Raw genomic sequence first — 13,039 nt, 5'->3', positions numbered from 1 at the left:
TTTCCTATCAGAAGCGCGAATCGGCGGTGACCTCGCACCAGCTGTCGGCTAGCCCGAAACACGCTCCGTGGGCGAAACCTCTCGAGGGTGCACGAGGGTACCAGCGCCAACAAAGTTGATCGAGTTCTGATGCACAGCCACCATCTCCGCGACGACGTCGCCGAGATGGTGGCTTTGTCTTCAGCCGGGGGACCACGGACCCCGTACGGCGTTCGGCGTAACCATCAAATCGGTCACAGCGGGAGTGGCCCTGTTGACCGAAAATCCACTCGGCCAGCCGGTCAGGGAGGTGCGGGTTTCACCCTGGGGTGGGTGTCGCGCGATCCGTTCACAGACGAGAATTGACCCTGTCCACGTCGCGATCGATACCGCGCCCCAGGGAAGTGATGCAGATGCCTCTTGCTGTTCAGTTTCTGTCTTCTCGCCGCATCCTGTTGTCGCTGACCCTTACCGGTGGACTCATGCTGTTCGGCCCCAGCGTCTTGGGGATGTCGATGCCACTGTCGCTACCGGCGGCTTCCGCGTCGTCGTTCGATGTCGCCGCGCAAAGCCACGGCCATGGCGACGGGCATCCGCCGATGCTTCGGTGCCCTCGCTTCGACTGCTGACTCAATTCCCTACCGGGCGGCGAAGATGGTTCTACGCTGGTTTGCCGACGCGGCGGAGACTTCGGCGTCTACAGCAGGTTCTTTTTGAACCAATCGAACAACGCCTGTTCGGTCTTGGGACGGTTCGAGGGGGAATCGGGACCGACGGATACGAGTCGGATGGCGATGTCGCTGCTCTGATCCAACGCAACGAGCGTCGACACGGGAGCGATGATGCAGGTGAACCGGCTGAAGGTCGTGCCATTTCGATTCGACGCACCGTCGCACGCGCGCCCGCCGGACTTCCTCATGACACCATCGAAAAACTGGGTCGCGATCGGATGGTTGGGAAATTGGAAAAACCTTGCTGTCGGCGCACCGGACTCGTTGCCGAAGCATAGAACGGCGGCGGTCGCATCGCTCACGGGTGACTCGTGTCGACAGTATCGTCGGTCGTAGGCCTTGGGCAGTTTGGTGAGCAGATCGTTGTCGGCCTGTGTGAGGACGTCCGGGTCCCTCGGAGTAGTCAGGAATAGCGAATTACCCTCTCCCGTGTCGTGCAGTGCCCAGTACAACTGGGCGCTGCCGCCCACCGACTCGGGGAAGGAGAAAACCGCCATGCTCATGGCCGCGTCATCGGTTTGGATCACCCCCGAGGTCGGTGGTGTCGTCGTGGGATCCGTGAAGCAAGCCGTCCGCCCGACCTGCCTGCCGTCTCTCGTCGCGGGGCCGTCGCGGCCGGGGGGATCGTCCGGACAGTTGCTGGTCTGTAACGCTCCCTGTAACGCTACGACGTGATAGGCCTTGTCTAGCGCCTCGGCGTTGGGGAACAGGTGGAACTCCGCTCTGGGCGTGCGGATTTCGGGAATCTCGGTGCAGGTGAGATAGGCTTTCTCCCCCAGAATCGCCTGTGGGGGCTGGTGACGACAGACGCTGCGGTTGTACGGGTCTTGCACGTTCTTCAGCAGGGTGATGTCGTCGTCGGTGAAGTCGGATTTCGCTGTCTCCGAGGTCGGTGGTGCCGGCTTGTGGAGCAGCGGCCAGGCTCCGACGGCCGCGAGGGCCGCGACGGCGGCAGCAGCAGCGATCCAGAGGCGGCGTGGCCGGCGCCGGAGCGCCGGGACGGATCTCGCCTCGGGTGTGGAGGTCACCCGGGGTGCGGGATGCGCCGCGACGGTGGGATCGTATTCGAATACGGCGAGGGGACTATCGTCTTCGGCGTCGCGGGTAGACGGTGCAAATGCGGCGTGGGCGGCGGCGGCCAGTTCGCCGGCGCTGGCGTAGCGTTCATCGGCCGACTTCGCCATGCCGCGCGCGACGACAGCGTCGATCGCGACCGGGATTCCCGGTGCGTAGCTGCTCGTTCGGGGTGGAAGTTCGATCATGTGGGCCCGCATGACGGCGGCGTCGCCGCCGTCGGTCGAGTAAGGGCGGGTGCCGGTCAGGCATTCGTGCAACACGCACGCCAAGGCATACACGTCGACAGCCGGGGTGGCCGGGCCCGCTCGGAAACGTTCGGGTGCCATGTAGTTGAACGAGCCGATCGCCGATCCGGTCTGGGTCAGGCGTTCGTCGGTGTTCGTGTTGGCCAGGCCGAAGTCGGCCAGGTAGGCGAACCCGTCGTGAGTGAGCAGGATATTGTCCGGCTTGATGTCACGATGGATCAGGCCGTCGTGGTGTGCGGCGTCGAGTCCGGCTGCGATCTGGCTGATCACCGAGACAGCTTGCTCGGGCGGCAGCGGGCCGTGGGTTTTCAATACGGTGCGGAGGCTTTCGCCTTGCACGAGTCGCATGTCGATGTAGAGCAGCCCGTCGATCTCGCCGTAGTCGTGAATCGGAATGACGTGGGGCTCCTGCAGCAGCGCGGCGATGTGGGATTCGCGCCGGAACCGGGCCCGGTAGACCGGGTCGTCGGCCAGCTGTTCGGGCAGCACTTTCACCGCGACCACCCGGCCCTTGGTGGTGTCGAGTGCCTCGAATACCCGGCCCATCCCGCCGGAACCGATCAGCCGCCGCAGGCGATATTTCCCGAACGTCGACCCTGGCATCAGTGGCGGCCGCAGGTTGGTCACGACTGCCCCGCCTGCGTTGCCGGTAATCTGCGCGGGTTGGTCAGAATCGAGAATCGGCGCTTGAACATTGTCGACTTGCCAGCTGGACGATGCGGCCTCGGCCCCTTCGGCGAAAGTGCGACCCCACTGCCACACGATCTATGCCCCTTCACATTGTAGTCCGACCGTATTTGCCGGCGTGCTACGTCTGCTCGGGTATCGACAGGCTCTCCAGCCGACGCATCCAGCGAATACTGAGGACTCACTCCTGATCGGGGCACCGTCTCGTGCCACGGACTCTCCTGGAGGATTTGGTGCGCTGCATGCGGCACGGAGCGTGCGGCACGCGGCCGGCACTGCGATCGCTCCGGTGTGCGGGCGAGCGAAGCACGCTCGCAGGAACTCACGTCCGGGCGGATACGGCAACGGCCCCGCCCGATCGGCCTCCGGACGGCACGGTGGCCGGACCGCCACCGCCCGTGCGTCGGAGTCGAGTGCACGGTAGTTCACCGCCTCCACGACCAGTTCGCGGCCCACCTCGGGGAGAAAGGTGTAGCGCGGTAGGCATCGGCTCGGTCGCGAACATCCGCGACAACGGTGGACGGCATTCATGAACTCCTGGGAAGCTGGTTCGTGTATCGGCGCGCGATGGGTGGGGTCTGCCGCTTCGTTGGTAGCAGCCTTGACAAGAATCTTCGGCGTCGGCGCTCGTCCCGAATAGCCACCATAGGTGGCGATCGTTTTCACCCCTGGGGCAACATCTCCCGCCCTGGGTGACGACACATCACTGCTGGTCGGCGCCGATTTCACCGCGGTTGTACAACGGGACGGTCCGCTGCGCGACGCGATACCGCGCCCCCGGTTCCTTGTCGACGGCCCGTCCACCATGAATGAGACCGACATGGATGGCTGCATATGCACCGCCGCGAGCAGCGAATGATGTCGGGGCGCCAGGCCCGCGTCATAGGCGCCCGCGCTCGGTGGATCGGCGGCCTCGGTCACCTTCGCTCCATGGTGGTCGGCGGGACGGGCGGCACCATGGACATGATCGTCGGCCGGTTCCGGATCGCCCCGGACAGGAAAGAGCCGCCGCCGAAATCACCATGGGTGACACCGGATGGCCGTCGCCACAGAGCCGGAAGTGTTGTTCACCAGCCGATTCGGGGGTGGGACAAACTTGTCGGTGCCGTCACATATCTTGAGCGCATCGTGATCGACCGGGAGGGAGAACGATGGCCTCGAATCCGAGTGCCACGCCGGATGACCCGGCTTGGGAAAGCGCTTCTGTCGTGCGGGTTTTGCCCGCCGTCGCACCGCGCAAACTGAACAAGGTGCCGTTCGTGGAGCTGGCCGACGGGCGCCTGCAGGGGGTGGTGTCGAGTGGCTCCGATATTTCACGCGTGTACGTGGCGTCGGTGACCGCGGCGACGCATGGGCTGAGCTGTAGCACCAATAACAACCGGCCGTGCGGCGGGTTGAACCAGGGGTGGGTCTGCAAACATCTGGACGCACTCATCGAAGAAGCCGTGCTCCAGTACGGTCAGGACCGGGTGGCGCGCTTTCTGCGTGTCGAAGTCCCCGAGGACACCCGACTCGCGAACTGCCTCAATGGAACTCGCGACCCAGCTCCGGCCGCCGCGGTGTTCAGCCGGTTCCTGCGGCATCTGACCTACCTGGAACTGCCGGGTAGCGTCACGCCGATCCCGGAACTGCACTGGTTCCCGGCGGGGGTGGGTCGCTGATGCAGGCTGTACAACTAGCCGCGCTGGCGGTTACGCCCGACGGTGTCACGGCGGCCATGGACGCGGTGGGCGGCTTCGATACCGCGCTGGTCAACGGCATCGCCCGGGTTTCCGAACCACAGAGCGCGGCACTGGCGGCGCTGGCCGCCGCCGTGGCGGGTTCGCCACTGGCCGAGGCGGTGGCGGCGGCGGTATCGAAGGTGAGCACGGGGGCGATCGGCACGGACGAGCTGTCGGCGCTGGCCGCGGCCCGTGCCGCCCTGCTGGGCGCGGTGCACGACGCACTGGTCGACCAAGCCGATACGGCCATGGGCCGCAATCGATCCGAGTGGACGGCCACACCGGTAACCGCCACCGCGAGCCCGCTCGCGACGGGTTCCCGCGCCTGGCTGGGCGAACTGGCCATCGCCGGATGGCGCGGCGTGGACCACGACCTGGTGGCGGCCGCGGATCAAACCGTGGAGTCACTGCTGGCCGAACCCGCGCTGCGACGGCTGGCGATGCTGCTGGACGGCTTCACCGCCGAACTGGGCGCTTGCGCGCCGATCGCCACCATGGACCGGGTGCCCGCGCGACGCTGGGCCGATCTCTGGACGCGCGCCCTGCTGCTGTCCTGGCGCGGCGCGGAATCCGCTGTGACCGAATCGGTTTCGGGTCGGCTGCTGCCGCTGGGCGTGGACCTACACGAACACGGGACCGCGGTGCAGGCACAGGTGCACGGCGTGCTGGAGGTCGCGGGCACACCGGCCCGCCGGGTGTTGGTGTCGGTGGCCGCGGCCAAGGTGGACACCATTGTGGGACCCGCGGTTTGGCAGTTGCTGGGCGCGCATCGGCGATTGCTCACCGCGCTGGCCGAGCAGCGCGCGCTGGAGCTCATCGAGATGCCGCTGACGGCGACCGGTGACCTGCTGTGGGATGACGATCAGGCCAAGGCCGGGGGGACCGCCGATCCGTTCGTCACCGCCGCCGTGCAGCTGCCGCAGGCGCAGGCCCCGGCCGTCGCGCCGCTGAATCGCGATCCGGTGCACATCGCCGAACCAGTTCTGTTCGAGGGGTATCGGTTCCGCGACGGTGCGCTGGAGTTGGGTGAGCAGCGGATTCGGGTGGAACTGGACGCGCTGCCGTCCGCCGGTCCGCTCACTCCGGCCGGGGTGACCGGGTCCAGCACGATGATCGGATTGCTGCGCTGGGATGCCAGTGGCTGGTCGGTGCGACCGCTGGCCGTGCGGCGCAAGGTCAAGAGCGCACTCACCGCCTTCCACAACGGTGATTGGGCGCTCGGCCCGACCGATCCGAAAGTCGCCAAGGCACAGGCCAAGTCGGGCGATGCCGTGGCGGTATTGCGTGAACGCGCGGGCCGGTTGCTGCGCAAATGACCACAGCATCGCGAAGCGATTCCATGGGGGGTGACGGCCGAGTGACAGGTGGGCCGAATCATGAGACGCGACGCCAGATCCTGTACTGGCGTCTACTGGCCGGCGTCTTCAATGCGGATCAGCAACCGACGCTGGAACAGGCGAGCGCGGGCATCGTCGACGATCTGGGGTTGCCGCTGGCCGTGCTCGATCCGGGCATTTCCATCGACAATGTGGTGCAACGCTATCCGGAGATGAAGGCGGAGTTCGAAAGCCTCGACTTCTCCGAGACCGTCGACTCCACCGCCGAGACCGTGGACTCCGCAGCCGAGGACGCCGGGAACGAGGCCGAAGCCGCTTTGCCCCGGCCCGTCGGCGCGGGCGATGTCCGCACCGCCGCACTGGTTTCCAAGCTGCTGCTGAACGTCTTCGCCACCGGCTCCGGTCAGGTCAGCGCCACCCAGCTGGCGGGCTGGCAGTCCGATGCCACTTGGCTGCGCCGCTGCCTGGGTGAGGAGCAGGCCGGCGCCGTGCAAGGCGTGCTCACCGGTCTGGAAGGCGAACTGGTGTCCCGCATGCGGCTGCGCGAAGTGCTGGCCGATCCGCACCTGGCCGCCCAGCTCACCCCGAGCATGTCGCTCATCGAACAACTGTTGCGCGACAAACACAATCTGTCCGGCGTGGCCCTGGCCAACGCCAAGCGCCTCATCCGCCGCTACATCGACGAGGTCGCCGAGGTTCTGCGCACCCAGGTGCAGCAGACCAGCGTTGGCACCGTCGACCGCTCGGTCCCGCCCAAACGCATCCTGCGCAATCTGGATGTGGACCGAACCATCTGGAAGAACCTGCCCAACTGGAATCCTCAGGACGAGCGCCTCTACGTCGACCGGCTCTACTACCGGCAGACCGCCAAGCGCACCGTCCCCGCCCGCATGATCGTGGTGGTGGACCAGTCCGGTTCCATGGTCGACTCCATGGTGAATTGCACCATTCTGGCGTCGATCTTCGCGGGCCTGCCCAAGGTGGATGTACATCTCATCGCCTACGACACCCGCGCCCTGGATCTCACCCCGTGGGTGCACGACCCGTTCGAGGTGCTGTTGCGCACCAATCTCGGCGGCGGCAACGACGGCCCGGTCGCCATGGCGATGGCCCAGCCCAAGATAACCGATCCGAAAAATACTGTGCTGGTGTGGATTTCAGACTTCTACGAGTTCGACCGCTCCCAGCCACTGTTCGAGGCCATGGAGGCGGTGCACCGCTCCGGGGTGAAGCTCATCCCGGTCGGCTCGGTGAACAGCTCCGGCCACCAGAGCGTCAACCCGTGGTTCCGCGAGCGGTTCAAAACCCTTGGCACCCCGGTGATTTCCGGACGCATCCAGAAGCTCGTGCACGAGCTCAAGAACTTTCTCGACTAGGAGACCAGCCATCATGAACGACGTTTTGCGCGCCCCCGCCGAGGTCAAGTACGCCGATGAACTGGATTGGCTGGAGTCCATCGACGACGGCCCCAAGCCGTTCGCGTGGCGGCTGAGCCCGAAGATGGTGCGGCTGTTCATTCTCGGCTCCGAACGCGCCGACGGACTGGAGCACGAGGTGGAGCAGAAATGGTTCGGCGACCGCGGCTTCGTCGAGCGCAGCATTGTCACCCTGGCCTCGGACCGGGGTCTGCTGCTCATCGGCGATCCGGGTACCGGCAAGAGCTGGCTGGCCGAGCTGCTGGCCGCGGCCATCAGCCGCAATTCCACACTGGTGGTGCAGGGCACCGCCGGCACCACCGAGGACCACATCAAGTACTCGTGGAACATCTCCATGGTCATCGCCAAGGGGCAGTCGAGGGAGTCGATGATCCCGTCCCCGATCATGACTGCCATGGAGCAGGGCGTAATCGGCCGCTTCGAGGAGCTCACCCGCTCCACCAGCGACGTGCAGGACGCGCTCATCTCCATCCTGTCGGAGAAGTACGTCTCCATCCCCGAGCTCGACGACGACAATGTGGTGTTCGCGCAGCCGGGCTTCTCCATCATCGCCACCGCCAACAGCCGCGACCGGGGTGTGAACGACCTGTCCTCGGCGCTCAAGCGGCGCTTCAACTTCGTGCGTATTCCGGTGGTGTCCAACAAGAAGAGCGAGGCGGAGATCGTGCGTTTCCGCACCGCGGAACTGCTGCGCCGCCATTCCCTCGAACTGGAACTGCCACCCACGCTGCTGGACATCCTGCTGGAGAGCTTCGCCGATCTGCGCGCCGCCGCGGCCGCCGCCACCAGCGACGACGACAAGCTGGAGTCGGCGCTGTCCACCGCCGAGCAGATCGGTGTGCTCGAGGACGCCATCCTGCACAGCCAGTTCTTCGGTGCGAAGGAATTACGCGCCGAGACCCTCGCCGGTTCGCTGGTCGGGTCCCTGGCCCGGCGCACGCCCGAGGACCTGGCCATTCTCAACAAGTACCTGCACGGCGTGGTCGAGCCGCGCACCAAGGACAAGAAGGGCAATGCCGCCTGGGGTGAATTCCTGGAGGGCGGCCGGGCGGCGATCGCGAGGCTGTCGTGATCGTCTCCGATACCCGGTCCACGCCGAATACCTTTGCCGCGCTGCGGGATCAATTGGCGGATGCGGCCGTCGCGTTCGCCGGGATGCCGGGGGCGGCGGGCGACATCCTGACGGGCATGGTCGACGATGTCGACCGGGCGCTGTCGGAGCGGCTGGAGATCTTCCCGGTCTGTCACCACTCACCCGCCTCCGGTCTGGCCATGGTGCGGCGGCTGCGCGAGAAGCAGCCCAGCGTCATCTACCTGGAACTGTGCGAAGACATGCGGCCGCTGCTTGACGAACTGCGCAACTGCCGGTTGCCGGTCGCCTTGCAGGCCTTCGCCACCGATATCGAGGGTTTCCCGGCGGAATGGGCGCCGCTGTCGGTGGTCGCGCCGATCACCGAATCGTCGGCCGAATACCAGGCCATCGCCTACGCGCTCGATACGCCGGGCGTCGAACTGGTGCTGGTGGATCGGTCCACCGATCACGTCTTCCAGTGGGCTCCCAAAAAGGCGGAGTCGGAAACACCTGCCGACGAGCCGCCCGAAGACGAGGGCCTGCACGGCGAAGCGGTCGGCATCGAAATCGGTGATCTGCGACCGCGTTTCGCCGAACTGGAAGAACACCTGCTGCACCACGGCAAGGTCCGGCACTGGTCGGAATGGTGGGACCAGTACGTGGAGCAGCCCCTCGTGGACGCCGATTACGACACCTACCGCCAGGTCATGGTGATGATCGGCAGCCTGTTCCGGCGGCTCCGGCGCGGCAGCACCGTCGAGGACGAAGACCGCGAGCGGTACATGTGGACCCGCATGCGGGAACACTTGGCCGCCAACGACATCGATCCGGCACAGGTGTTGTACGTGTGCGGCGCGGCCCATGCGGCCAGCCCGGTCGAACAGTTCGGGCTGGAGTCGGACGCGACGTTCGAGATCTCGTCGCGCTCGGCCACCAAGTGGCACTACGGGCTGATCCCGTCCAGCCATTCCGCCATCGAGGCGCAGTTCGGGCTGGCCGGCGGCGCGGTGTCGATCGCGGCAGCTACCTGGGCGAAGGGATTGCGGCGCGGCAGATTGCAGTCGTTCCAGCTGGCGGGCCAGCAGGGAACGAAGAAGCGCGCCAAGAAGCCGTCGCTGCTGCCAGCGGAACCGGAAGCCGAAGTGATGGACCAGCTTTCGGGTTTTCTGTCCCGGCCGCCGGTGCTGGACCCACTCGATGAGGCCGAACTGCTGGAATGGTCGGTGGATATCGTCCGGCTCGCCAGGCGCAACGGCTACCTGGCCAGCACTGCCGACGCCATCGCCATCTTCGAGACCTCGATCCTGCTGGCGGGCTTGCGCAATCGCGCCCGTCCGACGCCGTACGACTTCCAGGACGCGGCCGTCACCTGCCTCGAGAAGGACCGGGTGCCGGGGCGCCGCGATGTGCGGCGGCTGTGCGAAATCCTGCTCGGCGGCGACCGCATCGGCCAGGTCGGATACGCGGCGCTGCCACCGCTGGCCCGCGATGTGCTCGACCGGCTGGAACCACTGGGACTGGATCTGTCCAAGCGGACACTGCAACGCGCGTTGCTGGACCTGAAGGCGAATCCGGACCTGCGGCCGTGCTCTGATCTGCTGTGGCTGCTGCGCAGGTTGCTGCCACAGGACGCGCTGCGGCCCATCATGGGCTCACGCGGACTTGGTGAGACCTCGATCCAGGAGAGCTGGGATATCGGGCTCGGCAAATACCAGCGCTCGCTGGTGGAGCTCGGCTACGAGGGTGTGTCGGTGGAGCAGGTGCTGGAGCTGCGCCTGCGGCGTGCGGTCGCCGCACCGGACGTGACGGCGGCGGTGGCGCTGGGCGCGGTCGAGGACGCGCTGGTGTATCTGGGATCGGTCCGGCTCGCCGACGAGCTGGGCAATCGCGCGGTCGAACTCCTCGCCGCCGAGCGAACGGTCGACGACGCGCCCGTCGTGCTTCGGCGTATCCGGGTGCTGCTCAACTACTTCCGCTCCACCGAAGCCGGCCTGCCGGCGTGGTGCGAACGGTTCGTGACGGCCGGGTACGCGCACTACTGCACCCTGCTGCCCACCGCCTTCGCCGCCGAGGAGGCCGGACCGGCGCAGGTGGCGGCCATGCTGGGCTTCCTTTTCGGGATGGAAAACCTGGCGCTGTCGCTGGGCTGCGATCACACCCAGCTGGAATTGGCGGTGCTGCAATCGCACCCGGAGGCGCCAGCCAAGGTGGCCCTGCTGTGGGCGGCGCGGTTCCAGCTCGGCCTGCTGACCATGGCCGAGCTGCGCGAGCGGTGCGACGGGATGCTGCGCAATCCCCTGGTACTGCCGACGGTTCCGCAGTATGTGAGCGGTTTCGTGCAGGCCATCGATCCGGCTCCGGCATTGAAACCCTTTGTGGTGGAGCTGCTGTCGAAGGCCTTCGGCACGCTGCCGGACGCGGTACTGCTGCCGTGGCTGCCGAAGCTCATCACCACCCTGAAGGATCAGGCGGGCGACTTGATCCCGGGACTGGTCCGCGAGGCGGGCCGCGCCTTCCCCGGCGCACTGCCCGCCGTGGACGCCTTCGTGCCACCCTGGTCGGTCGAATTCACCACGGCCGCAACGCCGATGGCGGCGGCACCGCGCGGGCCGGTCACCGAACTACTGGCCGCACACCCCGCCGCCTGCGACGCGCTCGCCGGACTGCTCGGCGTCGAGGGCGGCTGGCAGGAGGCCGGACCGGCCGGAAACCGCGAGGTGACCGGTTTGCTCGACCGGTTCCCCGCAACCGCCGCCGCACTGGCGGTGCAGCTCGGAGTGTCAGCCGCGCGGAGCTGACAGTCGTCGCCCGCTATCGCGAGGCGGTCGGACGGATTGTGGGACGTGTCAGCCGTCTTGCTCTGCCAGTGCGGCCGTTGTCAGGGTGAGGTGTCGAGTCAATGATCTCGCCCAAACTCGGCCTCGACGCCACTCTGGACGCCCTGCTCGGTCCGCTCGTATATTGCGCTCTGACCGGAGCGAGTATCCCTCGTGCTCTCACCAGCAACCTGGTCGAGGATCTGCTAGAACCTCGCTCGGGATAGAATTCGAGCAACGCCTGCGCGCGGTGCAACAGGCCGACGACATCCTGGGACTCCCGCGACGCGCAGATCTTGCGACTCGAGGCCGACAACCGTTCCGGACCCGGCCCCTTGCCAGAATCGCCGCCCAGCCCGAATCCAGCGACTCCGCACCGCCACATCCTCAACTCCGACCGTCACCCGCCTGCCATCTCCCCGGCAGAAGGTCATCGGCCCACGCTGAAGGAGGCGGCAAGAAGACGAAACTACAAGTACGACAGTCGAATCCAATCCGAACCAACAGAATCGAGCAGACAATGGCATGGTCGATACCGCGAATCACCACCGGCGCTGAACGCCGTTTGCTCGAGAGCATGCTCGACCGCAACCGAGCCGAATTGGTCAGCACGGTGCGCGGACTGTCCGACGAAGACGCCCGCCGCCGCCTCGTCGCGTCGATGACCACCCCGATCGGACTACTCAAGCACGCCGCAGTCGCCGAACGGATCTGGTTCCAGCACGTCCTGGCGGGCCTGCCCAAGAGCGAATGCGACGGCGGCACGACGCCGGGCGACGCCAGTTTCGTCGTCGACGACAACGAGACCCTGGCCGACGTGATCGCCGAATTCGAGCGCGCCAGCGACCGTTCCCGCGTGATCGCCGCCGAATTCGACCTCGACGACATCAGGACACACCCCCGCGCCGGCGACGTCAGCCTCCGATTCATCTATCTGCTCGCGATCGAGGACTTCGCACGTCACGCCGGCCACGGCGACATCCTCCGCGAGCAGATCGAACATCCCGCCGCGCCGAGTATCGTTGCGCCGGAACAGCGCTAGCCGAGCGTTCTATGCCTGGCCTCGGACACATGGCATCCCAACAAGCACTACTTTTGCCGACGAGTGAGCGTATCACCGGGTTCACCCGCAGCTGGCCCGGCCAGTTATGGCCCGGGCAGGTGTTCCTCGCCCACTTCAAGCGATCCGCGCATCAGTCATACTGTTGACAGCCTTTGTCTCCCAACATATTTGACAAATGCTAAGCGGAATAGATCTGTGTAGTCGGCCGGGCGGCGGCCGAGAGAGGAAATCATGGGATTGCCAAGTGAATTCGGCAAGGCCGCCGGTGCGGGCATCACAGTGCTCGCACTGCTCGCACTGCTGCCCGGTACCGCACAGGCGGCCATCGGCCGGGCCTCCTACGTCACTGTGGCGGGAAAGATCTTGTCGATCGAACGGCCGGACAGCGGCGCTTGTATCCAATTGCAGGATGCCACAGTGCGTTTCGAGAACGGCACCAGCGACCGGGCCTACCTGTTCGGCGATTCCGCGTGTGGTGCGGGATCCGAGATCGAGGGTGTCGATCTCATCTGGAACGCTCCAGCCGGAGTGCAGGCCCTGTCCGCGCGCTTCGAGCCAACCGGGTAACCCGCGACATCGACGCCGGAAAGACCCGAAAACCGCCCTCCCGCAGTGAGTTGTGCGGCGACGGCGCCGTGTTCGCCAAGCGACCGTGAGCACGATCCTGCCTTGGATATGGCCTCGTGTGGCGCGTTCGCGCGCGGCATTGGCGACTTGCGAAGGATAGGAGACGGTGCGGCACGGTCGACGGAGTCGGTTGGTTCGGAGCCCCAGATAGTAGCCGGGGTGATGTGCTCGCTGGGATCGCTGGAAGGGTTCCAGGTTCCTGCGCACCGCGTCGCGGGCGAACCGGCCGATCGCACCGACTGGGCGCA

At 66.4% G+C, this 13,039-nt stretch carries 9 protein-coding genes; 8 read left to right on the top strand and 1 reads right to left on the bottom strand.

Going from position 1 to position 13,039, the window contains the following annotated elements:
• Positions 1-676: 676 nt before the first annotated feature.
• A complete protein-coding gene (locus ACZ60G_RS13160; RefSeq protein ID WP_465810073.1) occupies positions 677-2,659 on the bottom strand; it encodes a serine/threonine-protein kinase in 1,983 nt (660 codons plus the stop codon).
• Positions 2,660-3,368: 709 nt separating this feature from the next.
• Here ACZ60G_RS13160 and ACZ60G_RS13155 point away from each other — a divergent pair.
• The 8 genes from ACZ60G_RS13155 to ACZ60G_RS13120 all read left to right on the top strand — a co-directional run bounded on the left by ACZ60G_RS13155 (position 3,369) and on the right by ACZ60G_RS13120 (position 12,731).
• The gene (locus ACZ60G_RS13155) at positions 3,369-3,578 is read left to right on the top strand and encodes a hypothetical protein (protein ID WP_465810071.1); all 210 of its coding nucleotides are present in this window, start codon (positions 3,369-3,371) and stop codon (positions 3,576-3,578) included.
• A gap of 292 nt (positions 3,579-3,870) precedes the next feature.
• Positions 3,871-4,380 (top strand): hypothetical protein, encoded by a 510-nt coding sequence (locus tag ACZ60G_RS13150; protein ID WP_465810069.1) that lies wholly within the window; start codon positions 3,871-3,873, stop codon positions 4,378-4,380.
• Positions 4,380-5,756 (top strand): hypothetical protein, encoded by a 1,377-nt coding sequence (locus ACZ60G_RS13145; RefSeq protein WP_465810067.1) that lies wholly within the window; start codon positions 4,380-4,382, stop codon positions 5,754-5,756. Before ACZ60G_RS13150 ends, ACZ60G_RS13145 begins: the two co-directional genes overlap by 1 nt.
• A 41-nt stretch (positions 5,757-5,797) precedes the next feature.
• Positions 5,798-7,153: a vWA domain-containing protein gene (locus ACZ60G_RS13140; protein ID WP_465810065.1), complete on the top strand. Its 1,356-nt coding sequence runs from the start codon at positions 5,798-5,800 to the stop codon at positions 7,151-7,153.
• A gap of 13 nt (positions 7,154-7,166) precedes the next feature.
• Entirely contained in the window at positions 7,167-8,285 is a 1,119-nt protein-coding gene (locus tag ACZ60G_RS13135) for an ATP-binding protein (protein ID WP_465810063.1), read from the top strand.
• The gene (locus ACZ60G_RS13130) at positions 8,282-11,083 is read left to right on the top strand and encodes a DUF5682 family protein (RefSeq protein WP_465810061.1); all 2,802 of its coding nucleotides are present in this window, start codon (positions 8,282-8,284) and stop codon (positions 11,081-11,083) included. The genes ACZ60G_RS13135 and ACZ60G_RS13130 overlap by 4 nt, the downstream gene beginning before the upstream one ends.
• 538 nt (positions 11,084-11,621) lie before the next feature.
• Complete coding sequence (locus ACZ60G_RS13125; RefSeq protein ID WP_465810059.1) at positions 11,622-12,143, top strand: DinB family protein; 522 nt, start codon at positions 11,622-11,624, stop codon at positions 12,141-12,143.
• A gap of 252 nt (positions 12,144-12,395) precedes the next feature.
• Complete coding sequence (locus ACZ60G_RS13120; RefSeq protein WP_465810057.1) at positions 12,396-12,731, top strand: hypothetical protein; 336 nt, start codon at positions 12,396-12,398, stop codon at positions 12,729-12,731.
• Positions 12,732-13,039: the final 308 nt, after the last annotated feature.

Source organism: Nocardia sp. NPDC102475 (assembly GCF_055584605.1).
Note: the sequence above shows the minus strand (reverse complement) of the source record. Positions and strands in the feature narration are given on the sequence as shown.